Source organism: Nocardioides sp., from assembly GCF_041913365.1.
Taxonomy (GTDB): domain Bacteria; phylum Actinomycetota; class Actinomycetes; order Propionibacteriales; family Nocardioidaceae; genus Nocardioides.
Map to the genome: position 1 here is coordinate 158492 of NZ_JAYSFM010000001.1, position 26146 is coordinate 184637.

Sequence of the window (26146 nt, forward strand, 5' to 3'; positions counted from 1 at the left end):
TCTACGCGTCCGCCGCCACCACCGCCCGTACGGCTGCGCGTCGGCGCGGAAGCACCTGCCACGTCGCCGGTGCGACCTTCGGAGCACACCACGAACCGAAGGAGCACCACCATGTCGAACAAGGCAGTCATCAGCCTCACCACCGGCCTCGAGGACCCGGAGAAGGTGACCGTCGCCTTCCTGGTCGCCGTCGGCGCCGCCGAGCAGGGGCGCCCCACCCTGATGTTCCTCACCAAGGAGGCGGTCCGCCTGGTCCAGCCCGGCACCGCCGTGGGGACCGCGTGCGAGGGGTGCCCCTCGCTGCCCGACCTGCTCGCCCGCTACGAGGCGGCCGGCGGGACGTACCTGGTCTGCCCGATCTGCTTCAACGCCAAGGCGCTGGACCCGGAGAACCTGCTGCCCAACGCGCAGATGGGCGGCACGGTCCCGATGTGGCAGTGGATCGGCGACGAGGGCGCGACCACGTTCTCGTACTGAGCTCCCACTGAGGCCGCCGCGAGCTGCTACTCCAGGTGGATCATCCTGAGCTCGCCGGCGAGCACGTGCGCGATCTGCGACCACGGGTCGGTGAGGAAGCACATGACCACGTACTGGCCGCGGGGCAGCCGGTAGTCGACCGTCATCCTCCGGCGCGGCGAGAGCCACTGGGTCTCGAGCCGTCCGGGCAGGTTGAAGTTCGGCTCCGCCTCGTTCGAGGACAGCCAGGCCCGGTAGGCCTCGGCGGTCGTGCCCTCCCGGACCCGCTGGAGGACCAGGTCGTGCGGGAGCCTCGGTGACCGGTTGGCGAGGAGCAGGCGACCCTCGTGCGGCAGCACGCTCGATCCGCCCCAGCGCAGACCCGGGAGCACCTCGAGGCGGCCGCCGGTCGCCGGCCGGGCGCGGGTCGCAGGCGTGCTGGGGCCGGCGCGGAAGGTCGCACTCACGATCCCGGACCGGGTGCCGATCGCCATCACCGTGTAGGGGCCGGGACGGGGGAGCTTGATGCTCCCGGAGCCGCCGAGCCCGACGCCACCGAGGAACGACGTCCCGTCGAGGATGCGTGCGTACGCCCGCCTCCCCTTCCGGCCGCCCGACCCGATGCTCTCGTAGTCCTCGGTGAACGCGTCGATGTCGTAGCCGTCCGCGAAGCGCACGACGAGCGCCCGCCCGGCCCCTGTGACGTCGAGGTGCGCCCACCCCGCGCGGACGTCCGGGGCGGAGACCGACAGCGACGCGCCGAGCGTGACGGTGATGGTGGGGAGCGCCGTGCCCGGTCGCTCGGCGGGCGAGCTCGGCGACGCGTGCGCGTGAGGCGGCTGGAGGAGAGCCGCGACGACGGTGGCCGCCAGCAGGCGGGCCACGACGAGCGGGACGATCGTGCGCACGCGCCCTCCCCTCGCTCGAGGCGTTCAACCGTACGCGCGTGCCGGCGGCCGCGACGCCCGTGTCTGGACCACCCTGGGTCGCCACCAGCGATCACCACGGCAGACTGGGGGCATGACCTCTCTTTCCGACTTCTCGGCGCCCGCGATCGACGGCACGGACACCGACCTGTCCCAGTACGACGGCAAGGTCGTGCTCGTCGTCAACACCGCCTCGCAGTGCGGCTTCACCGGCCAGTACAAGGGCCTCCAGCAGCTCCACGACACCTACGAGGACCAGGGGCTGGTCGTGCTCGGCTTCCCGTGCGACCAGTTCGGCAACCAGGAGCCCGGTGACGAGGCGGAGATCGCGGACTTCTGCGAGCGCAACTTCGGAGTGACGTTCCCGCTGTTCTCCAAGGTCGACGTCAACGGCAAGGACGCGCACCCGCTCTTCGACTGGCTCAAGGACTCCAAGGGCGGACTGCTCGGCGACAAGATCAAGTGGAACTTCACCAAGTTCCTCGTCGGTCGCGACGGCCAGGTCATCGACCGCTACGCGCCGACCACCGAGCCGGAGAAGCTCACCGGCGACATCGAGAAGGCGCTCTGATGAGGGCCGGCGTCCTCGTCGCGGCGGCCGTCGCCGCGGTGGTGGCGTCGGCCTCTCCGGCGGGAGCCGGTCCCGCCCCCGCGGACCGCGCGGCTGCCGGCACCGTCGTCGGCAGCGGCACCCCGGCGTCCTGCACCTCTCGCGCGGTCGTGAAGGCCGTCGCACAGGGGGGACTCATCACCTTCGACTGCGGACCCGCACCGGTGACCATCGCCATGAAGCGGACCGCCAAGGTGGTCAACACCTCCGCATCGGTCGTCCTCGACGGCGGCGGGAAGGTCACCCTGAGCGGCGAGGGGCGGCGTCGCATCCTCTACATGAACACCTGCGACAAGGCCCAGGTCTGGACGACCTCGCACTGCAACGACCAGGCCGAACCCCGGCTGGTGGTGAAGCGGATGCGCTTCGCCGACGGCGACGCGAGCAGGGAGGACGAGGGCGGCGGGGCGATCTTCGTGCGCGGTGGCCAGCTCAAGATCCTCGATTCCACCTTCGTCGACAACCGCTGCGTCCGCACCGGACCCGACGTGGGCGGCGGGGCGGTGAGGGTCTTCGACCAGCACCGCGACCGGCCGGTTGTGGTGAAGCGCTCCACGTTCACCGGGGGCCGCTGCAGCAACGGTTCCGCGCTCAGCAGCATCGGCGTCTCGTGGCGCGTCGTCGACTCGACCTTCACCGACAACAAGGCGGTCGGTCGCGGCGCCAACCCGTCACGGCCGGGCAGCCCCGGCGGCGGCTCCGGCGGCGCGATCTACATGGACGGCGACGACATCCACCTGGTCCTCGAGGGCTCCACGATGACCGGCAACCGGGCCCGCGAGGGCGGCGGCGCGATCTTCTTCGTCTCCAACGACCGCAGCGGCACGCTGACCATCCGCGGCTCCCGGCTCGAGGACAACCCCAGCGACGGCTTCGAGACCATCCCGGGGATCTTCTTCCTCGGCGCCGAGCGGACGATCACCGACAGCGTGGTGCGCTGAGGCTCACGCCTTCACCAGGTCGGCGTACTCCTGGTGCTTGCGGATGTACGCCGCCACGTAGGGGCACGACGGGACGACCGAGAGGCCGCGCGAGCGGGCATCGTCGAGCGCCGAGCGGGCGAGCGTCCCGGCGTGGCCCTGGCCGGAGTACGCCTCGTCGACCTCGGTGTGGACCATCGTGATCACGTCGCCGTGGAGCCGGTAGTCGATGAAGCCGATCAGGGTGTCGCCGGCGGTCAGCTCGTAGCGGCTGCGGTCGGGTGCGTCGGCGAACTTTATGTCCATATCGCAAACCTAGCCGGACATGACTTGCTGGTAACCCCGGCGGCGGGGGAAGGTCGTGGTCATGGCAGCAACCGCGTCGTCGTACTCGATCACCATGCGGTTGTACACCGCCCCGGACCACGGCGTCGTCGGCGCCGTCGCGACCGCGATCGCCTCGCAGGGGGGCGTGGTCACCGCGATCGACGTGACCGACTCGCGGCACGACCGCCTGGTCGTCGACGTGACCTGCTCGGCCGCCGACGCCGAGCACTCCAAGGACCTGGTGTCCTCGGTCGACGGCGTCGACGGCGTGACCGTGCACAAGGTCAGCGACCGCACCTTCCTGCTCCACCTCGGCGGCAAGATCTCGGTCGAGTCGAAGGTGCCGCTCCGCACCCGTGACGACCTCTCGATGGCGTACACGCCCGGCGTCGGTCGCGTGTCGATGGCGATCCACGACAACCCCGAGGACGTCCGCAAGCTCACCATCAAGGGCAACTCGGTCGCCGTGGTCACCGACGGCTCGGCCGTGCTCGGGCTCGGCAACATCGGTCCCGGGGCCGCGATGCCGGTGATGGAGGGCAAGGCCGCGCTCTTCAAACGGTTCGCCGACATCGACGCCTGGCCGATCTGCCTGGCCAGCCAGGACACCGACGAGATCGTCAAGGCCGTCGAGATGATCGCCCCCGGCTTCGGCGGCATCAACCTCGAGGACATCGCCGCCCCGCGCTGCTTCGAGATCGAGAAGCGGCTGCGTGAGTCCCTCGACATCCCGGTCTTCCACGACGACCAGCACGGCACCGCGATCGTCGTGCTCGCCGCGCTCACCAACGCGATGCGGTGCGTGGACAAGAAGCTCACCGAGGTCCGCATCGTCGTCTCCGGTGCGGGCGCGGCCGGCACCGCCATCGTGACGCTGCTGCTCGCGGCGGGTGCGCAGGACGTCGTCGTCGTCGACCGCGAAGGTGCGCTCTCCGCCGACGACAGCACGCTGTCCGCCGCGCACGCCCAGCTCGCGGGGGCAACCAACCCCCGTCGGGTGACCGGCTCGCTGCAGGAGGTCCTGGTCGGCGCGGACGTGTTCGTCGGCGTCTCGGCCCCCGGCATCCTCGACCCGCAGTGGATCCCCACGATGGCCGAGAAGCCGGTCGTCTTCGCGCTCGCCAACCCCGACCCCGAGGTGGACCCGGCCGAGGCCGGCAAGTACGCCGCCGTCGTCGCGTCGGGCCGCTCCGACTACCCCAACCAGATCAACAACGTGCTCGCCTTCCCCGGCGTCTTCCGGGGCCTCCTCGACGCCGGCGCCTCCCACGTCACGACCGACATGCTGCTCCGTGCCGCCCAGGCCATCGCCGACACGGTCAGCGAGGAGGAGCTGCACGCCGCCTTCATCATCCCAAGCGTGTTCCACACCGACGTGACCAAGCGCGTCGCCAACGCGATCAGCGGTAGGGGCGAGGGGTAGGACGGCGTCAACCCACGCGCTTGCCGCCCGTCCTCAAGGGCGGCGAGCACGCGCGAGCGGAGCGAGCGCAATCGAACCTGGCCACCAGAACTTCTCGCCGAGGGTGAGCGCGAGGGCCGGGACGAGCACGGTGCGGACCACGAGGGTGTCGAGCAGCACGCCGACGAAGATGATCGCGCCGAGCTGGGCGAGCACCACGAGCGGCAGCACGCCGAGGACTGCGAAGACGGCGGCGAGCAGGATGCCGGCGCTGGTGATGACGCCGCCGGTGGCGGTGAGCGCGCGCAGCATGCCGGTGCGGGTGCCGTGCTCGCGGGCCTCCTCCCGCGCGCGGGTCACGAGGAAGATGTTGTAGTCGACGCCCAGCGCGACCAGGAAGAGGAACGCCAGCAGCGGCACCCCGCTGTCCATCGCGGCGAAGTCGAAGACGCTGCGGAAGAGCCACCACGAGGCGCCCATGCTCGCGGCGTACGTCGCGACGACCGTGGCCACCAGCAGGACCGGGGCGAGGACCGAGCGCAGCAGCAGCACCAGCGCGCCGAGCACCAGCAGCAGGATCAGCGGGAGGATGGTGAGCCGGTCGCTGGCGGCGTACTCCTGCTCGTCGACCGCCTCGGCGTCCCCGCCGCCGACGTGGGTGTCGTCGAAGTCGGCGACCGCCGCCCGGACGTCGGCGACGACCTGCTCGGCCGCGGCGCTGCCCGGCTCCGCGTCGGGTACGACGTCGATGCCGGCGACGCCGTCACCGCGCGAGGTGATCCGCGCCGACGTCGTGCCGTCGACGTCCTCGACCGCCGCGAGCACCTCGTCGGGGTTGCCGCGGGTGACGACCTGCACCGGGTCCGTCGTACCTGCGGGGAAGGACTCGGCGAGGCGCTGCGCCGCGGTGATCGCCTCGGGCTCCTGGAGGAACTGGTCGGCCGGGTCGAGGCCGGTGCTGATCGAGAGGGTGCCGGTGGCCAGGACCGCGAGGCCCGCGACGGTGCCGACGACGAAAGTGCGCGGGCGTCCGGCGACGGCGTTGCCGACGCGCCGCCAGACCGACTGGGAGTCCACCAGCACCGCGTCGCCGACGTGCGGCACGCGCGGCCAGAAGACCCAGCGCCCGAACAGCACGAGGGCAGCCGGGAGCACGACGAGCGCGAACGTGGCCGCGATGACGACGCCGACCGCGCAGGCGACGCCGAGGCCACGGGTGGTCGGGATGGCCGACAGCAGCAGCGTGAGCAGGCCGAGGACGACGGTCGTGGCGCTGGAGAGCACGGCTTCGGTGGTGCGGGTGAGGGCGTGCGCCATCGCCTCGTGGCGCGAGTCGGTGGTCTTGAGCTCGTCGCGGTAGCGCGAGATCAGCAGCAGCGCGTAGTCGGTGCCGGCGCCGAACACGAGCACGCTGAGGATGCCGACGGTCGACTCGTCCCACGCGAGGCCGGCGACCTCGAGCACGTTGGTGGCGGTGATCGCCGCGAGGCGGTCGGCCACCGCGACGACGGTCAGCGGCACCAGCCAGAGCACCGGGCTGCGGTAGGTGATGATCAGCAGCACTGCCACGACGGCCGCCGTCGCCGCCAGCAGCCGGATGTCGGCGCCGTCGAAGACCTGGCCGATGTCGGCCTGGATCGCGGCCGGACCGGTGACCTGCACGTCCAGCCCGTCGGGGGCGTCCGCGCGGAGCTGGTCACGCAGCTCCTCGACCTTGTCGATGTTGTCGGTGTTCGAGGACGACACCACGGGCACCACGGCGAGGGCTGCGGTCTTGTCGTCGGAGACGACGAGCGGGGGTCCTTGTGGCTGCCCGCCCTGCGGCAGGAGCGCGGTCGCCTGCTTCGTCACGGCGCCGACCTGGCCCTCGGACAGCTCGCCGTCGCCGGTCCAGAGGACCAGGGCGACCATGCCCTCGTCGTCGGGGAGCTGCTCGGCGAGCTCGACGGCCAGCGTGCTGTCCGCGCCCTGCGGGAGCGTGTCCGTCGCCTTGGCGTCGTGCTCGCCCTCCGCGACGAAGCCGATCGCCAGGACGGCCAGCAGCAGGGGGACGAGGGCGACGAGCCAGGCCGTACGCCGGCCGGTGACGAAGCGGGCGGGTGCGGGGGACTGGTGACCGGGCACGGGGGTTCCTTACGATCAGGTCGCTAGCAGAGTAGATTGCTAACTAAATTAGCGATCTCGTCCGAGGAGAGCAAGACCGGGAGCACGCGCATGACCGAACCGACGGGGCCACCCCAGGGCTGGGACGCGACCGGGACCCTCGTCGCCCTGCGCGAGCTGCTCACCACCGGCGCCCGGGTGAACCACGTCGTGGCCCGCCGGGCCGGCATCAGCGACACCGAGCTGGTGACCCTGGAGCACCTGAGCCGCGAGCAGATCGGGCCCGCCGAGGTGGCCCGCCGGCTCGAGGTGTCGACGGCCGCCGCCACCGGCATCGTGGACCGGCTGGTCTCGCGCGGGCACGTCGAGCGGCGGCCGCACCCGGGCGACCGTCGGCGTACGGAGCTGGTGCTGACCGCGTCGGGGCAGCGCGAGGTGGTCGGCCACCTGCTGCCGATGTTCCTCGCGCTCGACCGGCTGGACCGCTCCTTCAGCGAGGAGGAGCGGGCGGTCGTGGAGCGCTACCTGCGCGGCGCCGTCGCGGCCTTCGAGCAGGTGCTCTCTGCCGGGTCGGGCGGACCGGGCTAGTCGTCCAGGCCGGCCTTGCGGTGCGCGACCAGCGCGGCGCCGACGATGCCGGCGCGGTTCTGGAGGGTGGCGGGCACCATCTCGGTCTCGACCTCGATGAGGTGGCCGAACTTGTCCCACGACTTGCTGACCCCGCCGCCGATGACGAACAGGTCGGGGGTGAACAGTCGCTCGAGGTGGCGGAAGTAGGTGGTGAGGCGCTCGGCCCAGGCCTCCCACGTCAGTCCCTCGCGCTCGCGCGCGCTCGTCGCGGTGGTCACCTCGGCGACGGCGCCGTCCAGCTCGAGGTGGCCCATCTCGGAGTTGGGCACGAGCTGGCCGTCGAAGATCATCGCGGAGCCGATGCCGGTGCCGAGGGTGATGACCATGACCAGGCCCTTGCGGCCCTTCGCGGCGCCGTACTCCGCCTCGGCGAGACCGGCGGCGTCGGCGTCGTTGACGACGTGCACCTCGCGCCCGAGCGCCTCGGTGAAGATCGCGTCGGCGTCCTCGCCGATCCACGACTTGTCGATGTTGGCGGCCGAGAGCACCACGCCGCGGCGGACGATGCCCGGCACGGTCACGCCGACCGGGCTGGACGAGGCCGGGAAGCTGTCGACGATCTGCTGGAAGACCCCGGCCACGGCCTGCGGGGTCGCCGGCTTGGGGGTGTCGATCCGCACCCGGTCGTGGGCGAAGTCGCCCTGCTCGAGGTCGACCGGCGCGCCCTTGATGCCGGTGCCGCCGAAGTCGATGCCGAAGGGGTGTTCCATGGCGCACAACCTATCGCCCGGCGCTCGACGATGTGACGCGGGCAACAGTCCTGGTGAGACGCCACGGGGCGCGCCGCACCACCTACGATCCGGACCATGGCCGTCCACACCACGCGCATGCTCCTGCTGGGTGCGGTGGCGATGTTCGAGCCCGTCAACGGCTACCAGATCCGCCGCGAGCTGGTGTCGTGGCACGTGGACGAGTGGGCCAACCTCGGTCCGGGCTCGATCTACAGCGGGCTGTCCACGCTCGAGAAGCTCGGCCAGGTCGTCCGCCACGACCTCGACGACGACGGCCGGACGGTCGCGGTCTACGAGATCACCGACGCGGGCCGAGGTGAGCTGGCGCGACTCCTCGGCGAGGGCCTGGAGACGGTGACGCTCTTCAACGCTGTCGCCTTCAACGCGGCCTTCGGCATGCTGCCGCTGCTCGCCCGCGAGGTCGCAATCCGCCACCTCGAGGTGCGCATCGAGGTGCTCGACCGCTCCACCGAGGAGTGGGACCCCGGCGCCGGCGAGCTCGCCCCGCCGCATGCGGTCCACGGCGTACGCCACTGGCTGGAGCTGCTGCGCGAGGAGCGCTCCTGGCTGGTCCGGACGATCGAGCGGCTGCGCGCCGGCGACTTCGACCTGGCCGGCGAGCCGTGGCGCTGGGTGCCGCCCACGGACGACCCCGGACGACAGATGCAGGCCGACCGCGAGCGCTACCGCCGGATGCTCGCTGGCCTCGCGGCCGAGGGTGGGTCCGCGCCGGTGTCGTGACGGCGTACGACGCCTCGGTGTCGGTGGTGCGACGCAGAATGCGGTTGCACCCTTTTGGGCGACGCTGCACACTTGGCTGTTCAAGTTTGAACATCGAAGGACGGGGATCCATGATCACAGCACGAGGACTCGTGCAGACCTTCCACACCCGGGTGGGGAAGGAGAAGAGGGAGGTCCGCGCCGTCGACGGCGTCGACCTCGACGTGGCCGAGGGCGAGGTCGTCGGCTTCCTCGGCCCCAACGGGGCCGGCAAGACCACGACGCTGAGGATGCTCACCACGTTGCTGCGCCCCGACGCGGGCACGGCGACCGTGGCGGGCTACGACGTGGTGAAGGAGTCGGAGCAGGTACGCCGCTCGATCGGCTACGTCTCGCAGGCCGGGGGCGTCTTCTCGTCCGCGCGTGCGGGCGAGGAGGTGATGGACCACGGCATGCTCTACGGCCTCTCGCACGCGCAGGTGGAGAAGCGGGGCAAGGAGCTGTTCGCCCAGCTCCAGCTCGACGGCCTGTGGGAGCGGATGCCCAAGAACATGTCGGGTGGCCAGAAGCGCCGCCTCGACATCGTGATGGGGCTGATCCACGACCCGACGCTGGTCTTCCTCGACGAGCCCACCACCGGCCTCGACCCGCAGGCGCGCGCCAACCTCTGGGAGCACATCGCCCGGCTCCGCACCGAGCGCGGCGCCACCGTGTTCCTCACGACCCACTACCTCGACGAGGCCGACGCGCTCTCCGACCGCATCGTCATCATCGACCAGGGCCGGATCGTCGCCTCCGACACCAGCGACAACCTCAAGGCGCAGGTCTCCGGCGACCTGGTCACCCTCGAGGTCGCGGCCGACCAGGTGTCGGTCGCCGCCGAGAAGCTCGCCAGCGTCGCGCAGTCCGTCCAGACCTCGGGCACGCAGGTGTCCGGCCGGGTCGCCCGCGCCGGTCGCGTCGTCCCCGGCCTGCTCCGTGACGTCGAGGCCGCCGGGGTGACGCTCGAGTCGATCGAGGTCCACCGGCCCACGCTCGACGACGTGTTCCTCACCCTCACCGGGCGCTCGCTGCGCGATGCGGAGTCCGAGTCCGAGGCGGCGGGCGAGACAGACCCCGACGACCCGACCGCCTCCGGCCAGGCCCGACAGGAAGTGAGCGCCTGATGTCCACCTTCTTCCGCGAGACCTTCATCGTCTTCCGGCGCCAGATCCGGATGAACCTCCGCAACCCCGCCTGGGTGATCATCGGCGCGCTCCAGCCGATCCTCTACCTGGTGCTCTTCGGCCCGCTGCTCAAGCCCTTGGTGGCCCAGTTCGGCGCCACCAACGCCTACACCTTCCTCGTGCCCGGCCTGCTCGTGCAGCTGGGCATGTTCGGCGCCTTCTTCGCCGGGTTCGGGCTGATCGCCGAGTGGCGCGAGGGCGTCGTCGAGGCCGAGCGCGTGACACCGGCGTCGCGCACCGCGCTGCTGATGGGTCGGCTGCTGCGCGACCTCCTCCAGCTGCTGGTCCAGGCGCTGATCCTGATCGGCCTCGGCACCGCGATGGGCATGCGCCCGTCCTGGGGCGGTGTGGTCGCCGGCGTCGGCATCACCGTGCTCGTCGGTGGCGCCTGCGCCGCCGCCTCGAACGCCCTCGCCCTCACCACCAAGTCCGAGGACGTGATGGCCCCGGTGATCAACATGGTGATGATGCCGGTGCTCCTGCTCAGCGGGATCATGCTGCCGATGACCCTCGGTCCGGCCTGGCTGGAGCGGATCAGCGACTTCATGCCGTTCCGCTGGATCGTCGACGGCGTGCGCAGCAGCTTCGTGGGCGACTTCGCCGCCAGCGGGGTCATGTGGGGCACCACCTGGGCGCTCGCCCTCTTCGCCCTCGCCGTCTGGTGGGGCACGGCCACCTTCCGCAAGGAGAACGCCTGACGTCCCGTCGGCCTTTGGGGGCGGTGACTCCTCATTTGACAAATGGCGACCCCTTGTCAAACGGCTTTACAGATCCTATGGTCGTGTAAACCCCACGGCAGGAGGTCAGGCAGATGGCCGGCTACCCCACCCGACTCGCCCCCAGCGGCACCGTCCCCGACGGCACGACCGAGCTCTGGAAGGACCGCAAGCGCTACCTGTGGCTGATCGGCCTGGTGGTGCCGAGCCTGGCGTTCGTCGCCTTCGGCGGCTACCTCGCGACCGGCTGGTCGATCTGGTTCTGGGTCGGGCCGATCGTGATCCTCGGCATCGTGCCGTCGATCGACCTGATCGCCGGGCTCGACCGCTCCAACCCGCCCGACGACGTGATCGAGGCGCTGGAGCAGGACCGCTACTACCGCTGGATCACCTACCTCTTCCTGCCCATCCAGTACGTCGGGTTCCTCTCCGCGATGGCGGTCGTCGGCGGGTGGGACGTGTTCGGCCAGCTGGCCGACCAGCCGCTGACCACGCTGGACAAGGTGGGCCTGGCGATCTCGATCGGCTGCATCGGCGGCATCGGCATCAACACTGCCCACGAGCTCGGCCACAAGAAGGAGGCCAACGAGCGCTGGCTCTCCAAGATCGCGCTGGCACAGGTCTTCTACGGCCACTTCTACATCGAGCACAACCGCGGCCACCACGTCCGGGTCGCGACTCCGGAGGACCCGGCGAGCGCACGGCTCGGCGAGAACTTCTACCAGTTCTGGCCGCGCACGGTCGGCGGCTCCCTGAAGTCCGCCTGGCGCCTGGAGAAGCGCCGGCTGGCCCGCCGCAAGCAGAGCCCGTGGCGCCTCGACAACGACGTGCTCAACGCGTGGCTGATGACGGTCCTGCTCTGGGGCGTGGTCCTCGCGGCCTTCGGCCTCGAGGTGGCGCCGTACCTCCTCATCCAGGCCGTCGTCGGCTTCTCGCTGCTCGAGGTCGTCAACTTCATGGAGCACTACGGCATGCTGCGCCAGAAGGTCGGCGAGGGTGACCGACAGCGCTACGAGCGCGTGCTGCCCAGCCACAGCTGGAACTCCAACAACATCGCCACCAACGTGCTGCTCTACCACCTGCAGCGCCACAGCGACCACCACGCGAACCCGACCCGGCGCTACCAGACGCTGCGCGACTTCGAGGAGAGCCCGGTGCTCCCGACCGGGTACGCCGGCATGATCGTGCTCGCGATCGTGCCCGCCGTCTGGCGGCGGGTGATGGACCGGCGGGTGGTCGACCACTTCGGCGGCGACGTGTCGCTGGCGAACATCAGCCCGCGCAAGCGGGAGACCTACCTCGCCCGCTATCCCGCCCCCGGTCGAGTGCGCACCACCGCGGGCACTAGTGCCGCGAGCGCACTCGACCCGACGACGGAGGTGCTGGCCGCCCGGTGCCCCGGGTGCGAGTACGTCTACGAGGTGGCCGCGGGCGACGAGCACGAGGGCTTCGCCGCCGGGACAGCGTGGGCCGACATCCCCGCCGACTGGTGCTGCCCCGACTGCGGCGTGCGCGAGAAGATCGACTTCGTGCCGTTCGACCCCGAGCGCTCGGTCGCCTGACCGCCGCGAGGGCCGGACGGCTCGCGACCGCGCTCGCACCTAGACTCGTGGGCATGCCCGAGTCGACCCGCGAGCGCATCGTCGCCGCGGCCGTGGACCTGACCACCTCCTCGGGCTGGGCGGCCGTCACCATGGCGCGGCTCGCCGAGGAGGCCGGCGTCAGCCGCCAGACCGTCTACAACGAGGTGGGCTCGAAGACCGCGCTGGCCGAGACGATGATCCTCGAGGAGCTCGCCCGCTTCCTCGGCGTCGTCGAGCAGGCCTTCGAGCACGAGCCGGCCGACCTCACCCGGGCCATCGAGCGGGCCGTCTCCGACGTGCTCACCTACGCCCGCGCCAACAAGCTCCTGCACGCCGTCGTCAGCGCGACCCACGGCGCGGACACCGAGCTGCTGCCGCTGCTGACCACCAACGCGGGCTCGCTCCTCGGCGTCGCCAAGGAGGTCGTCAGCGCCCGCGTGGCGCCGTACGCCCCGGGCATCGACGCCGACCACCTCGACCCCGCGATCGACATGGTCGTCCGAGTGGTGCTGAGCCACGTCATGCAGCCCTCCTCCTCGCCCGAGCAGACCGGCGCCGACATCGCCTGGCTCGCCGGCCGGGTGCTGACCGGCTGAGGCGCTGGCATGACCCGCAGATCGGTGGCCGGTGGTTCGTCGCGGCGCGCCCGGGAGTGCAGGAGGAGCGGCAAAGCCGGACGAGCGAAGCGGGGGAGGGTGCGGGCGCGACGACGAACGAGCGGGTTACGAGCGCCGCGACACGCGCCGAAGCGAAGCGGAGGCGCCAGATGAGCGCAGTCGAGTGGGGTACGCCGACGGGGCGGGGGATCGTGGCGGCGGCGACCCTGGGGTCGGGGCTGACGCTGCTGGACGGGACCGTGGTCAACGTCGCGCTGCGGACGATGGGCACCGACCTCGACGCGTCGCTGTCGCAGCTGCAGTGGATCACCAACGGCTACTTCCTCTCGCTGGCCTCGCTGATCCTGCTCGGCGGGGCGCTGGGTGACCGGCTGGGCCGGCGCCGGGTCTTCGTGATCGGCACGATCTGGTTCGCGCTGGCCTCGCTGGCGTGCGGTCTCGCGCCCAACGCCGAGGTGCTGATCGTGGCGCGTGTGCTCCAGGGCATCGGAGGTGCCCTCCTGACCCCGGGCAGCCTGGCGATGATCCAGGGTGCCTTCCGTGCCGAGGACCGCAGCCGCGCGATCGGCGCCTGGTCGGGCCTCGGCGGCATCGCGGCGGCGCTCGGTCCGCTGGTCGGCGGTCTGCTCGTCGACCACGCGTCGTGGCGCTGGATCTTCCTCATCAACCTGCCGCTGGCCGCGCTCACCGTGTGGCTGGCGCAGCGCTGGGTGCCGGAGACCCGCGACCCCCGCGCCCACGGCCGCTTCGACCTCGCCGGTGCCGCGCTCGCCTCCCTCGCGCTGGCCGGCACCACCTGGGCGCTGACCGACGCGGGCGGCGCGGCCACATGGTGGGCCGCCGGGCTCGGTGTGGCGGCCGCGGTCGCCTTCGTGGTCGTCGAGCGTCGGGTTCCCGAGCCGATGGTGCAGCTCGGGCTGTTCCTCGACCGCACGTTCAGCGCGGCCAACGCGATGACGCTGCTGGTCTACGCCGCCCTCGGCGCGATCCTCTTCTTCCTGGTGCTCCAGCTCCAGACGGTCGGCGGCTACAACGCCCTCGAGGCCGGGCTCGCGACCCTCCCGATCACCGCCTGCATGCTGCTCCTGGCCGCGAGAGGCGGTGCGCTCGGCGAGCGGATCGGCCCACGGATCCCGATGACCTTCGGCCCCGTCGTGATGGCCGCCGGCACGCTCTGGCTGCTTGCGGTGGGACCGGGTGTGACGTGGTGGCGCGACGTGCTGCCGGGGCTCACCGTCTTCGGCCTCGGCCTGGCCCTGATGGTCGCGCCGCTGACCGCGACGGTGCTCGCCGCCGCGCCCGACGAGGTCGCCGGCACGGCCAGCGGGATCAACAACGCCGTGGCCCGCGCGGGCTCGCTCCTGGCGGTGGCCGCGCTGCCGATGGCGGTCGGTCTCGGCGGCGACGACTACCGCGACCCGGCCCGCTTCGACACGGCGTACGCCTCCGCGATGGTCGCCTGCGCCGTGCTGCTCCTCGTCGGCGGCCTGATCTCCTGGGTCACGATCCCGCACCGGCTCCAGACACCCCAGACACCTCGGTCCTAGGGTCTCCCCATGCGGGTACGACGGCGGGGGAGGGTCGCGGCGACCGCTGTGCTCGCCCTCCTCCTCGGCGCGTGCAGCGAGCCGGAGACGTCGACAGACCCCGATCCCACGCCGGCCTCCGAGTCGAGCGCGACCGGCACGCCGTCGCAGGACCCGACCACGCCGGTCGCCGACCCCGCACACGCAGTCGACCCGCCGGGGAAGCGGAAGGACCGGCTCTGGAGCGCCGACATCCTCGTGCAGTGGGACCAGGCGCTCGACGCCTCGACGATCAAGCAGATCGAGCGGCTGAAGGGTGTCGCGCACACCGAGCGGATCGGCCTGGGCCAGGTCTCGCTGGAGAACCGGGTGCTCACTGTCGCCTCGGTCGATCCGGGGGCGTACCGGCTCTTCACGCGGGCCGACGTCGCCGACTTCCAGGAGGCCTGGGACCGGGTGGCCGGTGGCGAGATGGCGACCGACAAGAAGATCGGCAGGCGGCTGGCCGACGAGGACGGCATGATCCGGCTCGGGTCGGACGACGACGCGCCCACCCTGCACGTCGGGGCGTACACCCCGCAGATCCCCACCATCGACATGGTCGTCAACACCGCGTGGGCCGAGGACATCGAGATGGCCACCGACAACGGCCTGCTCATCTCGACCGACGCGATCTCCCCCGCCTCGATCCGCAAGCCGCTCGAGAAGCTGGTGGGCAAGGACGCGTCGGTGCAGATGCTCGACATCGCCTCGCGCATCGGCCTCGACCCCGGTGCCACCCTGAGCGCGATCCCGACGGGCGGCAGCATCGGCAGCGTGGTCGGCACCTACCGCTACCGGGTCATCGGTGGCGGGCGGATCGCGCCGGACTCGTCATGGGTCGCGGCCAACATCCGCACCGAGGCGGTGCCGATCCTCGGCAGCGTGACCTGCCACAAGGACCTGTTCCCCCAGCTGCGGCAGGCGCTGCTCGAGGTGCAGCAGCTCGGGCTGGCGGACGAGATCCACCCCGGTGAGTACGCCGGGTGCTACTACCCGCGCTTCATCGCCAACACCACGACGTTGTCCAACCACTCCTTCGGCCTCGCCCTCGACCTCAACGTGCCGGGCAACCAGCGCGGCACGGTCGGGGAGATGAACCGCGCTGTCGTGGCGATCTTCAAGAAGTGGGGCTTCGCCTGGGGTGGCGACTGGCGCTGGACCGACCCGATGCACTTCGAGCTCGCCGAGGTGAAGCGGGTCGGCTGACTAGCGCGTTGTCGGTTTCGACGCGCCTGTCGCGACTTCGTTCCTCAGTCGCGGGCTTGCTCAACCCGCCTCGCCACGCCCCGCGCTCGTCCCTCGCGCGTGACTAGGCTCGGCGCATGAAGGCAGTCCAGGTCGTCACGCTCACCGGTCCCGCCGACGTCGAGGTGCGGGAGGTGGACGCCCCGGGGCCGGGCCACAACGACGTCCTGGTCGAGGTGCACAGCGTCGGGGTGTCGTTCCCCGACCTGCTGCTGAGCCGCGGGGAGTACCAGTTCAAGCCCGAGCCGCCGTTCACCCTGGGCGTCGACTTCGCCGGCGTGGTCCTCGATCCGGGGTCGCCCGAGTCGAGCGGCTTCCGAGTCGGCCAGCGCGTGGCCGGGGTGAACCTCAACGGCGGTGCGGCCGAGGTCGTCGCCAATCCCGTGATCTTCACCTTCGCGCTGCCCGACGAGCTGTCGTACGACGAGGGCGCGGCGCTGCCGATGAACTACCTCACCGCCCTCTTCGCGCTCGAGGAGCGCGGCGGACTCCGCGAGGGCGAGACCGTGCTCGTCCACGGCGCCGCGGGCGGCGTCGGCACCGCCACCCTCCAGGTCGCCAAGGGCCTCGGCGCCCGGACCATCGCGGTCGTCAGCACGGAGGAGAAGGCGGCCTTCGCCCTCGCCGCCGGCGCCGACGAGGCGATCGTCGGGCCCGACTTCAAGGACCGGGCGAAGGAGCTGACCGGCGGCCGCGGCGTCGACGTCGTCCTCGACGTGGTCGGCGGCGACGCCTTCACCGACTCGCTGCGGTGCCTGGGCGAGCAGGGCCGGATCCTGGTGGTCGGCTTCGCGGCCGGGCAGGGGATCCCCGAGGTCAAGGTCAACCGGCTGCTGCTCAACAACACCGACGTACGCGGCGTCGGCTGGGGCGCGTTCGCGATGACCAAGCCGGGCTACATGCAGAAGCAGTGGCACCGGCTCGAGCCGATGTTCGCCTCGGGCGTGGTGAAGCCGCCGATCGGGGCGACGTACGACCTCGAGGACTTCGGGCAGGCGCTCGTCGACATGGACGAGCGCCGCACCCTCGGCAAGTCGGTCGTGCGCGTGCGCTGAGCCGCAGGTCCGGGTCAGCGCCGCACCGTGAGCGTCACCTTCGCGTCGTCGTAGGCACGCTTGGTCGCCTTCGCGGTGAACCGTCCCGGCCGCATGCCGCTGAACCGGATGGTGCAACGGCCCGCCCCGTTGGTGGTGCAGCGCCGACCACCGGCCCGCACCTTCGCCCGCGACACCCCGCCGTCGACGTCGGTGACCTTGAAGACGACGGTCTGCGCACGACCGCTGCCCCACCGGCGCGGGGTCGCGCGCAGCACCAGCTGCGCCGCGACCGAGCGCGCCATCAGCCGCGTGGGGTCGCCGTCGTCGTTGGCGACGAGCAGCACCTCGGCGCGCAGGGCGGTCGAGGCCGACACCGACACGCCGAAGCTGGAGGACAGGTCCGGCAGGAGGCTCGGCCGCCGGTCGACCGTCCAGCCGCGTGCAGAGACCCGCGAGGCGCGCGGCTCGTAGCCGATCGGCCCGGCCGAGGCGACCCACAGGTGCCCGTCGGGCAGCACGGCGAGCTCGGGCACGCTGGCGCCCTTCATGCCCGGCACCCGGTGGGTGCGGTTGGCCAGCACGTCCCACAGCACGACCTGGTCGTTGAGCATGTACGCCGCCACCGGACCGACGCCGGGCCGGTTGACCACGGCCATGGGCTGGCCGGGGTTGGTGTAGGAGCCCGGTGCCCGGACCGGCACGCCGAGGGTCGGCCAGACCTGCCGGGCGTAGACGCCGTTGGACCGGATGCTCTGGTAGAGCACCCACACCGCCGAGCCGTTGCTGACCAGCTGGGCGGCCATCGCGTCCTGGTCGGTGAACTCGGAGTTCAGGGTGGTCGGCTCGGCGGCCTCGGAGATCGCGCCGACGTGCCAGTGGAAGCCGCCGGTGTCGCCGTAGCCGCCGAGGACGGTGCCGTCGGGCAGGTTGACGAACGTGCTGCCCCCGCCGCTGGCGTCGCTGACCGCGAGCACCTCGCGCGGCAGGACCCAGCTGGCCCCGCCGTCGGAGGAGACCGCGGAGTAGACGCCGCGGTAGGTGAAGAAGTCGGCGCTGTTGCCGTCGACGGTGCCCCGGAAGGACATCCGCAGCCGGCCGGCCGCGTCCACCTCGAGGTCCACGGGCGTGCTGAGCTGCGCCCACGTCGCCGCCAGCACGCGGGTGACCGCGCCCTGGCGGCCACGCGCGTCGATGGTGGTGTGCAGGTAGTTGGCCCCCGCGCCCTCGTCGACGATCCACACGACGTGCTGGAGGCCGTCGGCGGTGCGCACCGCGCTCGCCTGCGCGAAGTTGGGCGTCGAATTCGGCGCCAGGGCGGTCCAGCTCCGCGCGCTGACCCGCGCGTCGGCGTCGAGGGCGTTGCCCGGGGGCGCGGCGAGCGCTGCGGTCACGGAGACGGCGAGCAGTGAAGCGGCGAACGTGCGGGTGCGTACGAACACGAGTCCTCCCGGTGGCAGTCCAGTGGCGCCCACCCTTCACCCATTCGGGGGAGTCGGCACGGGTGCCAGCACGTGGTCTGGACCGGTGGGTCGGCGGTCGGGGTGGGAGCGCGGGGTTAAGGTCGGGCGCGTGACGATCCTCGACTCCGCCCGCGAGGGCATGAACCCCGACATCCGCCCCCAGGACGACCTCTTCGGGCACGTCAACGGACGGTGGCTGGACGAGACCGAGATCCCGTCGGACAAGTCGAGCTGGGGCGCCTTCATCGCCTTGGCCGACGCCGCCGAGCAGCAGGTGCGCGACATCATCACCGAGCTCGCCGACCGGCCCGCCGACGAGCTGGACGACGACGAGCGCAAGATCGGCGACCTCTACGCCTCGTTCATGGACACCGAGACCATCGAGGCCAAGGGCCTGCGGCCGGTCAAGGGCCTCCTCGACCGGGCCCACCGGATCGCCGACCTGCAGGAGCTCGCGGCCTTCCTCGGCATGTTCGAGCGGATCGGTGGTCCCGGCCTGTTCGGGTCCTACATCACCCCCGACCGCGCCGACGCCTCGCGCAACATCGTCTACCTCGCCCAGGGCGGCCTCGGCCTGCCCGACGAGTCCTACTACGACGACGAGAAGTTCGCCGAGATCCGCAGCAAGTACGTCGACTACCTGACCACGCTGCTCACCCTCAGCGGCCACGACGACCCGGCCGGCGCGGCCGCTGCCGTGCTGGCGTACGAGACCCGCCTGGCCGAGGGGCACTGGGAGGCCGCGGAGACCCGCGACGTCCAGAAGACCACCAACCACAAGAGCCTCGAGGAGCTCCAGGCGCTCTGCCCGGCCTTCGACTGGGTCACCTACGTCACCGCGCTCGGTGGCACCGAGGAGACCCTGCGCACCACGATCGTGATGCAGCCGGACTTCTTCTCCCACCTCTCCTCGGTGCTCGACGAGACCCCGATCGAGACCTGGCGCGACATCCTGCACGCCCGGATCGTGCGCAGCTCGGCGCCCTACCTGCCCGACGAGTTCGTGCAGGCCAACTTCGACTTCTACGGCCGCACCCTCAACGGCACCCCCGAGCTCCGGGCCCGCTGGAAGCGCGGCGTGGACTTCGTGGAGGGCGCGATCGGCGAGGCCGTCGGCAAGGTCTACGTCACCCGGCACTTCCCGCCGGCGTCGAAGCAGAAGATGGACGACCTGGTCGCCAACCTGGTCACCGCCTACCGCCGCTCGATCGAGAAGCTCGACTGGATGGGCGAGGACACCAAGCAGAAGGCCTACGACAAGCTCGACCGATTCTACCCCAAGATCGGCTACCCGACGGAGTTCCGCGACTACTCCGCGCTGGCCATCACCGCCGGCGACCTGATGACCAACGTCGCCGCGGCGTCGGCGTTCGAGACCGACCGCCAGCTGGAGAAGGTCGGCCAGCCGGTCGACCGCGACGAGTGGCTGATGCTCCCGCAGACCGTCAACGCCTACTACCACCCGGGCACCAACGAGATCTGCTTCCCGGCGGCCATCCTCCAGCCGCCGTTCTTCAGCCCCGACGCCGAGGAGGCCGAGAACTACGGCGGCATCGGCGCCGTCATCGGCCACGAGATCGGTCACGGCTTCGACGACCAGGGCGCCCAGTACGACGGCGACGGCAACCTCCACGACTGGTGGACCGCCGACGACAAGTCGGCCTTCGAGGCCAAGTCGCAGGCGCTGGTGAAGCAGTACGACGCCTTCGAGCCGCGCAACCTGCCGGGCGAGCACGTCAACGGCAGCCTCACCGTCGGCGAGAACATCGGCGACCTCGGCGGCCTGACGATCGCGCACAAGGCCTACATCATCAGCCGCGGTGGCGAGGCCCCGCTCGAGGACCGGCGCACGCTCTTCCTCAACTGGGCCCACGTGTGGCGCACCAAGCGCCGCAAGGAGCAGGAGCTCCAGTACCTCACCATCGACCCGCACAGCCCCGCCGAGTTCCGCGCCAACATCGTGCGCAACCTCGACGAGTTCCACGAGGTCTTCGAGACGCAGCCCGGCGACGGCCTGTGGCTCGAGCCGGAGGGCCGCGTCCGGATCTGGTGAAGCAGCGGATCGAGACCATCGGCGGTTGAATGAGCCCCGTGGCACTCCCGGGGCATGACCAGTCGTCCTACCCGCTGCGCGTGGAGTGGGGACCGACCGGCGCCGAGGCCGTCCCCGCCGACTACGCCGTGGTGGTCGACGTGCTGTCCTTCACGACCACGCTGAGCGTCGCGATCGAGCGCGGCATCGAGGTCTTCCCCTACCGCTGGCGCGACGCCCGCGCGGCCGAGCACGCGATGCGGCACGGCGCCACCCTCGCGGTCGGCCGCTTCGAGGCCCTGTCGCGGCCCGGCGCGCGGCACGTCTCGCTCTCGCCCGCGAGCCTGTCGGAGGTCGAGGGGATCGAGCGCCTGGTGCTGCCCTCGCCCAACGGCTCGACGATCGCCTTCGCGCTCGCCGAGTCGGGAGCGCAGGTCGTCGGTGCGTGCCTGCGCAACGCGGCCGCGGTCGCCCGGTGGCTCGCCCCGAAGGTGGCCGGCGGCGCCAGCGTGGTCGTCGTACCTGCGGGGGAGCGGTGGTACGACGACACCCTCCGCCCGGCGGTCGAGGACCTGTGGGGCGCCGGTGCGGTCCTGGCCGGGCTGGCCGACGGCACCCCCGAGGCCGGCCTCAGTCCCGAGGTGCGGATGGCGATCGCCGCCTGGCAGGCGGTCACGCTGCCCGTCGACCTGCTCGCCTGCGCGAGTGGCCGCGAGCTGGTCGAGGCAGGCTTCGTCGCCGACGTGGAGATCGCGGCCCACCAGGACGTCAGCGAGGTCGTGCCGGTGCTCGTCGGGGAGTCCTTCCGCGACGGCGCGGTCCCCGAGCCGCCCGGTCCGCGGCTGCGTCGCGTCGGGCCCTGAGCAAAACCTGACCGCTCGGTCTGGTGGCCGGCGCCCGCGCTCCCTACTGTATGATGGCGGTCACACTCGGGTGACCCATTCTCTCGGAGGTCCCTCGACGATGAAGCGCTCGTCCACCCGTCTGGCGGTCCTCGGCTCCGCCCTGGTCGGTCTGCTCAGTCCCCTGCTGCTCCAGCCGGCCCAGGCGGCCGCGCCGGTCTACGTCGCCCTCGGCGACTCCTACTCCTCGGGCACCGGCACCCGCTCCTACATCAGCGACGGCACCAGCTGCCAGCGCTCCACCAAGGCCTACCCCAGCCTGATCGCCGCCGCCCGCGGCTACGCGCTTAACTTCCGCGCCTGCTCCGGCGCCAAGGTCGTCGACGTGACCAACACCCAGCTCAGCGCACTGACCACGGCGACGAACTACGTGACGATCTCGGTCGGTGGCAACGACGCCGGTTTCGCCGACGTGCTCACCGAGTGCGCGCTGCCGGGCTGGGCGAGCAACTGCAACGGCAAGATCAACACCGCCCAGGCCTACATCAACAACACCCTGCCGACGTCGCTGTCGACCCTCTACGCCGCCATCCGCAGCCGCGCGCCGTACGCCCAGGTCGTGGTGGTGGGCTACCCGCGCATCTTCATGGGCGAGGACTGCAACGCCCTCACCTGGTTCTCCCCGGCGGAGGAGGCGCGGCTCAACGAGACCGCCGACCTGATGAACGCCCGCACGGCGGCGGCCGCCTCGGCCGCGGGCTTCGGCTTCGCCAACCCGACGAACGCCTTCATCGGCCACGCCGTGTGCGACAACCCGGAGTACCTCAACGGGCTGTCCAACCCGATCTCCGAGAGCTACCACCCCAACGTGCTCGGCCACGCCAACGGCTACACCCCGGTCGTCGGCGCCACCGTCGGCGGCGCCTTCGCGGTCACCGCCAAGGTGCGCGCGGACGCCGCTGCCTCCGGGCGCAGCCAGGCCGCGCTCCAGCGCCAGTACGCCGCTGCCGACCGCAGCATCCAGCCCGAGGTCGTCCGGGCCCCCGACCTCACCACGCCCGCGGTCCGCAAGGCCGCGCGCAAGGCGGGGATCGACCTCGAGAGGTTCATCGCCCGCAGCCAGCGTCGCTGACGTGTCGCCACGGGGCCCGGTCGCCGGACCGGGTCCCGTGACAACCTTTCGCCGTGCCGGACCGTCGAGGGGACATGAGTGAGAGCGACCTGCTGACCCGGCTCGACGACGAGCTCGCGCACCTGCCGAGCGTCGCGCCGACGACGTACCTCCTGGAAGGGCGGCGCGTGCGTCGCCGCCGTCGCGCCACCTCCGCCGTCGTCGCGGTGGCCGCCGCGGTGGCCGTGGCCGTCGGGGCGCTGCAGGTGCTCACCCCGGGCGGACGCGGGGAGTCGCGGATCGCGGAGGACCCGACGGGCACCAACGACCCCCTGCCGGCGGACCGGGCCGCCGACCCCGACTTCGTCGCCCCGGCCCCCAACAACCCGCTCGAGGCGCAGGACGGACTCGACGGCATCGACTGGTTCACGACGACCGACATCCCCTCGTGGGCCGAGGAGTACGGCAACCACGGGCCCGTGGCCATCGCGCCGGACGGCCGGCTCTGGGTCGCGCCCGACGCGACCGTCCAGCGGATCGTGGTCGACCCCTTCACCTACGGGAAGCCCGGCGGTGCGACGTCGTACGCGGTCGAGGCGACGTGCACCTGCGCGCCCGAGGAGATGCCGGACGACGTGGTCTGGGTGTGGCTGTCCTCGGACGGCTTGGGGCTCATGGACGTCCCGGGCTGGACCACGGACGACTTCGAGCTCTGGGTCGACGCGGCGACCGCGCACGAGCAGGGGCGGCCCTCCCTGGCTGCGCGGTTCGCGCACTTCTCCGGAGCGGGCTCCGGCCGGATGGTCGCCGGCGCGCCGGAGGTGACGCTGGTCCACCAGGTGGCCGACCCCGACCTGGGGTCCGGGCGCGTGACGCACACCCGCGCGGGCGCCGCCGAGGTGGAGTACGCCGGGCAGACGTTCTACGTCGTCGGCGTCGACCCCGAGGAGGGGGCTGCGTGGTACCGGTTCTGGCCGGGCGACTCCCAACCCGACTTCGCTTCCTTCCTGACGATGCTGCGGGGCAACTGGTGAGCGCCGGGGACGAGGGCTACGTCGAGTTCGTCGAGGCCCGACAGGCCACCCTGCGCCGGTCGCGTACGCCGTGTGCCGCGACGACGCCCGGGCCGAGGACGTGCTCCAGGAGGCGCTGGTCAAGCTCTACCTCGCGTGGTCACGCGTGCAGGGCACCGGCCGTGAGGAGGCCTACGCGCGGCGGATCATCGTCAACGCCGACCTCGACCAGCGTCGCCGGCCGTGGCACCGCCGGCGGTCGTCGGTCCCGGTCGATCTGCTCGACGGGCCGGCGCGCACCGGCGCGAGCTCCGAGGACCGGATGGAGCTGCTCGCCGAGCTCCGTGCGCTGCCACCGATGCAGCGCCGCACCGTCGTGCTGCGCTACTGGCTCGGCATGTCGGTGGAGGAGACCGCGGAGGAGCTCTCGATCAGCACCGGCACGGTCAAGAGCCACGCCTCGCGCGGGCTCGCGACGCTGCGTGAGCGGCTCGGCGAGCAGGTCGACGCGGGGTAGTCCAGTGGCAGATGGTCGTCCGCCGAGCGTTCTGACGACCATCTGCCACTGGACTACCGGGGTATGTGGACGGCGCCGCGCGCGTCGTCGGTGGTGGTTGGTAGACAGGGTGCATGACCAGCACCGCCGACCCCGCCGTCACCGACGACGTACGCCGCGCCGCGCGCGAGGCTGCTGAGCGACACCTGCGCGCGCTCGTGGGTCGCGACGACGCCACCCTGCGCGAGGACCAGTGGCACGCGATCGAGGCGCTGGCGGTCGACCGCCGCCGGGCCTTGGTCGTGCAGCGCACCGGCTGGGGCAAGTCGGCGGTCTACTTCGTGGCCACAAAGCTGTTGCGCGAGGCGGGGGCCGGCCCGACCGTGATCGTCAGCCCGCTGCTCGCGCTGATGCGCAACCAGATCGCGGCCGCCGAGCGCGCCGGCATCCGGGCGGTGACGATCAACTCCACCAACATCGACCAGTGGCAGCCCATCCACGACCAGATCCACGCCGGCGAGGTCGACGTGCTGCTGGTCAGTCCCGAGCGGCTCAACAACCCCGGCTTCCGCGACGAGGTGCTGCCGCGCCTGGCTGCGACCTGCGGCCTGCTCGTCGTCGACGAGGCGCACTGCATCTCCGACTGGGGCCACGACTTCCGTCCCGACTACCGCCGCCTCCGCACCCTGCTCGCCGAGCTGCCGGGCGGCATCCCGGTGCTCGCCACCACGGCGACGGCCAACCAGCGGGTGACCGACGACGTCGCCGAGCAGCTGGGTGTCCACGCCGACGGTGCGGGTCTCGAGGCTCGCTCCGCTCGCACCTCGACCAGCGACGAGGGTGTCCTCGTCCAGCGCGGCACCCTCGACCGCGAGTCGTTGCGGCTGGGCGTGGTGCAGCTCAAGACCCCCGAGCAGCGCCTGGCCTGGCTCGCCGACCACCTCGCCGAGCAGCCCGGGTCGGGCATCGTCTACTGCCTGACCGTCGCGGCGACCCAGGAGGTCGCGGGCTACCTCCGCGACCGCGGGCTGGAGGTCGCCGCCTACTCCGGCCAGACCGAGGCCGACGAGCGCCATGTCCTCGAGCAGGCGCTGGTCGACGGCCGGGTCAAGGCGCTCATCGCTACGAGCGCGCTCGGCATGGGCTTCGACGCGAGCCTCGGCTTCGTGATCAACCTCGGCGCCCCGTCCTCACCGGTCGCCTACTACCAGCAGGTCGGCCGCGCCGGCCGCGGCACCGACGACGCCACCGTCGTCCTGCTGCCGCAGATCGAGGACCGCGACATCTGGGCCTACTTCGCCTCGCTCGGGTTCCCGCGCGAGGAGCAGGTCCGCGAGACGCTGGCCGCCCTCGCCGACTCGGACCGGCCCCTGTCCACCGCCACGCTGGAGACCCGCGTCGAGCTCGGCCGCAACCGGCTCGAGTCGATGCTCAAGGTCCTCGACGTCGACGGCGCCGTCCAGCGGGTGCAGGGCGGCTGGGTGGCGACCGGGCAGCCCTGGACCTACGACGCCGAGCGCTACGCCCGCGTCGCCGAGGCCCGCGAGCGCGAGCAGCAGGCGATGCTGGGCTACCTGAGGACCACCGAGTGCCGGATGCGCTACCTCCGTGAGCAGCTCGACGACCCCGAGGCCACCGACTGCGGGCGCTGCGACAACTGCCGCGGGCTCACCCTCTCGACCGCGGTCAGCGAGGCCGCCGTCGCGGAGGCCGGCGAGCGCCTGTCCCGGCCCGGCGTGGTGCTCGAGCCGCGCCGGATGTGGCCCACCGCGCTGGCCAACCTCGGCCTCGACCTCAAGGGCAAGATCGCCGACGCCGCCGAGCCCGGGCGGGTGGTCGCGCGACTCACCGACCTCGGCCACGGCCAGGCGCTGCGCGCGCTCTTCCGCGAGGACACTCCCGACGGCCCGGTCCCGCCGGGGCTGGCCCAGGCGGTGATGGACGTGATGAAGGACTGGTCGTCCGAGTGGGGCTCGCGGCCCGACGCGATCGTCGTCGTCGAGTCGGCCACCCGGCCCACCCTGACCCGCGACCTGGCCGACGGGCTCTCCCGCGTCATGCAGGTCCCGGTCGTCGGCACCTGGGCGATCCGCGACGACTCCGTCCCGCCGCGCGCCGGCCAGTCCAACTCGGCCCAGCGCGTCGCCGCCGTACGCCGTCGTGGCGGGCTCGACGCCGACGTGCCGCCCGGCGCCACGGTCCTGCTGGTCGACGACCAGGTCGCCACCGGATGGACCCTCACCGTCGCGGCCACTGCGATCCGGGCGGCGGGTGCCGGCGCGGTCCTGCCGCTCGCCCTCGCCTCGCAGGGCTGACGTCCGGCCTCGCCTGCCCCGCGACACCCCCGGCGTCCCGCCGATCCGTCATCCCAACCG

General features: G+C 72.0%; 24 protein-coding genes. 19 read left to right on the forward strand and 5 right to left on the reverse strand.

Annotated features, from left to right (window positions below; all coding sequences use genetic code 11):
• Positions 1-111 precede the first annotated feature (111 nt).
• Positions 112-477, forward strand: coding sequence for a hypothetical protein (locus ACE3QY_RS00830; protein WP_374454109.1), 366 nt, complete (start codon positions 112-114; stop codon positions 475-477).
• Positions 478-503: 26 nt separating this feature from the next.
• On the opposite strand, the gene ACE3QY_RS00835 is transcribed toward ACE3QY_RS00830, so the two are convergent.
• Positions 504-1364: a hypothetical protein gene (locus ACE3QY_RS00835; protein WP_374454110.1), complete on the reverse strand. Its 861-nt coding sequence runs from the start codon at positions 1362-1364 to the stop codon at positions 504-506.
• 112 nt (positions 1365-1476) lie between these two features.
• Between ACE3QY_RS00835 and ACE3QY_RS00840 the strand changes: the two genes are divergently transcribed.
• Together ACE3QY_RS00840 and ACE3QY_RS00845 are read left to right on the forward strand one after the other, a co-directional pair.
• Entirely contained in the window at positions 1477-1953 is a 477-nt protein-coding gene (locus tag ACE3QY_RS00840) for a glutathione peroxidase (RefSeq protein ID WP_374454111.1), read from the forward strand.
• Entirely contained in the window at positions 1953-2933 is a 981-nt protein-coding gene (locus ACE3QY_RS00845; protein ID WP_374454112.1) for a hypothetical protein, read from the forward strand. Before ACE3QY_RS00840 ends, ACE3QY_RS00845 begins: the two co-directional genes overlap by 1 nt.
• Positions 2934-2936: 3 nt before the next feature.
• On the opposite strand, the gene ACE3QY_RS00850 is transcribed toward ACE3QY_RS00845, so the two are convergent.
• Positions 2937-3218: a GNAT family N-acetyltransferase gene (locus ACE3QY_RS00850; protein ID WP_374454113.1), complete on the reverse strand. Its 282-nt coding sequence runs from the start codon at positions 3216-3218 to the stop codon at positions 2937-2939.
• Positions 3219-3279: 61 nt separating this feature from the next.
• Between ACE3QY_RS00850 and ACE3QY_RS00855 the strand changes: the two genes are divergently transcribed.
• Entirely contained in the window at positions 3280-4662 is a 1383-nt protein-coding gene (locus tag ACE3QY_RS00855; protein WP_374454114.1) for an NAD-dependent malic enzyme, read from the forward strand.
• A gap of 33 nt (positions 4663-4695) precedes the next feature.
• Here ACE3QY_RS00855 and ACE3QY_RS00860 read toward each other — a convergent pair whose 3' ends face one another.
• Complete coding sequence (locus ACE3QY_RS00860) at positions 4696-6765, reverse strand: MMPL family transporter (RefSeq protein WP_374454115.1); 2070 nt, start codon at positions 6763-6765, stop codon at positions 4696-4698.
• Between the two features lie 90 nt (positions 6766-6855).
• Here ACE3QY_RS00860 and ACE3QY_RS00865 point away from each other — a divergent pair, with 90 nt between their 5' ends.
• On the forward strand, positions 6856-7332 hold the full coding sequence (locus tag ACE3QY_RS00865; RefSeq protein WP_374454116.1) for a MarR family winged helix-turn-helix transcriptional regulator: 477 nt from the start codon (positions 6856-6858) through the stop codon (positions 7330-7332).
• On the opposite strand, the gene ppgK is transcribed toward ACE3QY_RS00865, so the two are convergent.
• Positions 7329-8084 carry a polyphosphate--glucose phosphotransferase gene (gene ppgK, locus ACE3QY_RS00870; protein WP_374454117.1) on the reverse strand — a complete coding sequence of 252 codons (756 nt, stop codon included), beginning with the start codon at positions 8082-8084 and terminating at the stop codon, positions 7329-7331. The genes ACE3QY_RS00865 and ppgK overlap by 4 nt on opposite strands.
• 96 nt (positions 8085-8180) lie before the next feature.
• Between ppgK and ACE3QY_RS00875 the strand changes: the two genes are divergently transcribed.
• From ACE3QY_RS00875 to ACE3QY_RS00910, 8 genes are all read left to right on the forward strand, one after another.
• On the forward strand, positions 8181-8846 hold the full coding sequence (locus tag ACE3QY_RS00875; RefSeq protein ID WP_374454118.1) for a PadR family transcriptional regulator: 666 nt from the start codon (positions 8181-8183) through the stop codon (positions 8844-8846).
• Between the two features lie 110 nt (positions 8847-8956).
• A complete protein-coding gene (locus ACE3QY_RS00880) occupies positions 8957-9991 on the forward strand; it encodes an ATP-binding cassette domain-containing protein (RefSeq protein WP_374454119.1) in 1035 nt (344 codons plus the stop codon).
• On the forward strand, positions 9991-10749 hold the full coding sequence (locus ACE3QY_RS00885; RefSeq protein WP_374454120.1) for an ABC transporter permease: 759 nt from the start codon (positions 9991-9993) through the stop codon (positions 10747-10749). The genes ACE3QY_RS00880 and ACE3QY_RS00885 overlap by 1 nt, the downstream gene beginning before the upstream one ends.
• Positions 10750-10862: 113 nt before the next feature.
• Entirely contained in the window at positions 10863-12329 is a 1467-nt protein-coding gene (locus ACE3QY_RS00890; RefSeq protein WP_374454121.1) for a fatty acid desaturase, read from the forward strand.
• A gap of 53 nt (positions 12330-12382) precedes the next feature.
• Positions 12383-12946, forward strand: coding sequence for a TetR family transcriptional regulator (locus ACE3QY_RS00895; protein WP_374454122.1), 564 nt, complete (start codon positions 12383-12385; stop codon positions 12944-12946).
• 170 nt (positions 12947-13116) lie between these two features.
• On the forward strand, positions 13117-14514 hold the full coding sequence (locus ACE3QY_RS00900) for an MFS transporter (RefSeq protein WP_374454123.1): 1398 nt from the start codon (positions 13117-13119) through the stop codon (positions 14512-14514).
• Positions 14515-14523: 9 nt separating this feature from the next.
• Complete coding sequence (locus tag ACE3QY_RS00905) at positions 14524-15741, forward strand: M15 family metallopeptidase (RefSeq protein ID WP_374454124.1); 1218 nt, start codon at positions 14524-14526, stop codon at positions 15739-15741.
• 116 nt (positions 15742-15857) lie between these two features.
• Complete coding sequence (locus tag ACE3QY_RS00910; protein ID WP_374454125.1) at positions 15858-16835, forward strand: NADPH:quinone oxidoreductase family protein; 978 nt, start codon at positions 15858-15860, stop codon at positions 16833-16835.
• A gap of 14 nt (positions 16836-16849) precedes the next feature.
• Here the strand turns inward: ACE3QY_RS00910 and ACE3QY_RS00915 are convergent, their stop codons facing one another.
• Complete coding sequence (locus ACE3QY_RS00915) at positions 16850-18256, reverse strand: hypothetical protein (RefSeq protein ID WP_374454126.1); 1407 nt, start codon at positions 18254-18256, stop codon at positions 16850-16852.
• 160 nt (positions 18257-18416) lie between these two features.
• On the opposite strand from ACE3QY_RS00915, the gene ACE3QY_RS00920 reads away from it, so the two are divergent.
• From ACE3QY_RS00920 to ACE3QY_RS00945, 6 genes are all read left to right on the forward strand, one after another.
• Positions 18417-20330, forward strand: a complete 1914-nt coding sequence (locus ACE3QY_RS00920) for a M13 family metallopeptidase (RefSeq protein ID WP_374454903.1) — start codon at positions 18417-18419, stop codon at positions 20328-20330.
• Positions 20331-20368: 38 nt separating this feature from the next.
• Positions 20369-21172 carry a 2-phosphosulfolactate phosphatase gene (locus ACE3QY_RS00925; RefSeq protein WP_374454127.1) on the forward strand — a complete coding sequence of 268 codons (804 nt, stop codon included), beginning with the start codon at positions 20369-20371 and terminating at the stop codon, positions 21170-21172.
• Positions 21173-21272: 100 nt separating this feature from the next.
• On the forward strand, positions 21273-22283 hold the full coding sequence (locus ACE3QY_RS00930) for a GDSL-type esterase/lipase family protein (protein WP_374454128.1): 1011 nt from the start codon (positions 21273-21275) through the stop codon (positions 22281-22283).
• A 74-nt stretch (positions 22284-22357) separates the two neighbouring features.
• Positions 22358-23296 (forward strand): hypothetical protein, encoded by a 939-nt coding sequence (locus ACE3QY_RS00935; protein ID WP_374454129.1) that lies wholly within the window; start codon positions 22358-22360, stop codon positions 23294-23296.
• A 70-nt stretch (positions 23297-23366) separates the two neighbouring features.
• Positions 23367-23792, forward strand: coding sequence for a sigma-70 family RNA polymerase sigma factor (locus ACE3QY_RS00940; RefSeq protein ID WP_374454130.1), 426 nt, complete (start codon positions 23367-23369; stop codon positions 23790-23792).
• Between the two features lie 113 nt (positions 23793-23905).
• Entirely contained in the window at positions 23906-26086 is a 2181-nt protein-coding gene (locus ACE3QY_RS00945; protein WP_374454131.1) for a RecQ family ATP-dependent DNA helicase, read from the forward strand.
• Positions 26087-26146 lie beyond the last annotated feature (60 nt).

What these genes read in the sequence shown, in the direction of transcription:
- ACE3QY_RS00830 (WP_374454109.1), top strand. Translation starts at nt 112, where the DNA reads ATGTCGAACAAGGCAGTCATCAGCCTCACCACCGGCCTCGAGGACCCG.
- ACE3QY_RS00840 (WP_374454111.1), top strand. Translation starts at nt 1,477, where the DNA reads ATGACCTCTCTTTCCGACTTCTCGGCGCCCGCGATCGACGGCACGGAC.
- ACE3QY_RS00845 (WP_374454112.1), top strand. Translation starts at nt 1,953, where the DNA reads ATGAGGGCCGGCGTCCTCGTCGCGGCGGCCGTCGCCGCGGTGGTGGCG.
- ACE3QY_RS00850 (WP_374454113.1), bottom strand. Translation starts at nt 3,218, where the DNA reads ATGGACATAAAGTTCGCCGACGCACCCGACCGCAGCCGCTACGAGCTG.
- ACE3QY_RS00855 (WP_374454114.1), top strand. Translation starts at nt 3,280, where the DNA reads ATGGCAGCAACCGCGTCGTCGTACTCGATCACCATGCGGTTGTACACC.
- ACE3QY_RS00865 (WP_374454116.1), top strand. Translation starts at nt 6,856, where the DNA reads ATGACCGAACCGACGGGGCCACCCCAGGGCTGGGACGCGACCGGGACC.
- ppgK (WP_374454117.1), bottom strand. Translation starts at nt 8,084, where the DNA reads ATGGAACACCCCTTCGGCATCGACTTCGGCGGCACCGGCATCAAGGGC.
- ACE3QY_RS00875 (WP_374454118.1), top strand. Translation starts at nt 8,181, where the DNA reads ATGGCCGTCCACACCACGCGCATGCTCCTGCTGGGTGCGGTGGCGATG.
- ACE3QY_RS00880 (WP_374454119.1), top strand. Translation starts at nt 8,957, where the DNA reads ATGATCACAGCACGAGGACTCGTGCAGACCTTCCACACCCGGGTGGGG.
- ACE3QY_RS00885 (WP_374454120.1), top strand. Translation starts at nt 9,991, where the DNA reads ATGTCCACCTTCTTCCGCGAGACCTTCATCGTCTTCCGGCGCCAGATC.
- ACE3QY_RS00890 (WP_374454121.1), top strand. Translation starts at nt 10,863, where the DNA reads ATGGCCGGCTACCCCACCCGACTCGCCCCCAGCGGCACCGTCCCCGAC.
- ACE3QY_RS00895 (WP_374454122.1), top strand. Translation starts at nt 12,383, where the DNA reads ATGCCCGAGTCGACCCGCGAGCGCATCGTCGCCGCGGCCGTGGACCTG.
- ACE3QY_RS00900 (WP_374454123.1), top strand. Translation starts at nt 13,117, where the DNA reads ATGAGCGCAGTCGAGTGGGGTACGCCGACGGGGCGGGGGATCGTGGCG.
- ACE3QY_RS00905 (WP_374454124.1), top strand. Translation starts at nt 14,524, where the DNA reads ATGCGGGTACGACGGCGGGGGAGGGTCGCGGCGACCGCTGTGCTCGCC.
- ACE3QY_RS00910 (WP_374454125.1), top strand. Translation starts at nt 15,858, where the DNA reads ATGAAGGCAGTCCAGGTCGTCACGCTCACCGGTCCCGCCGACGTCGAG.
- ACE3QY_RS00920 (WP_374454903.1), top strand. Translation starts at nt 18,417, where the DNA reads ATGAACCCCGACATCCGCCCCCAGGACGACCTCTTCGGGCACGTCAAC.
- ACE3QY_RS00930 (WP_374454128.1), top strand. Translation starts at nt 21,273, where the DNA reads ATGAAGCGCTCGTCCACCCGTCTGGCGGTCCTCGGCTCCGCCCTGGTC.
- ACE3QY_RS00935 (WP_374454129.1), top strand. Translation starts at nt 22,358, where the DNA reads ATGAGTGAGAGCGACCTGCTGACCCGGCTCGACGACGAGCTCGCGCAC.
- ACE3QY_RS00945 (WP_374454131.1), top strand. Translation starts at nt 23,906, where the DNA reads ATGACCAGCACCGCCGACCCCGCCGTCACCGACGACGTACGCCGCGCC.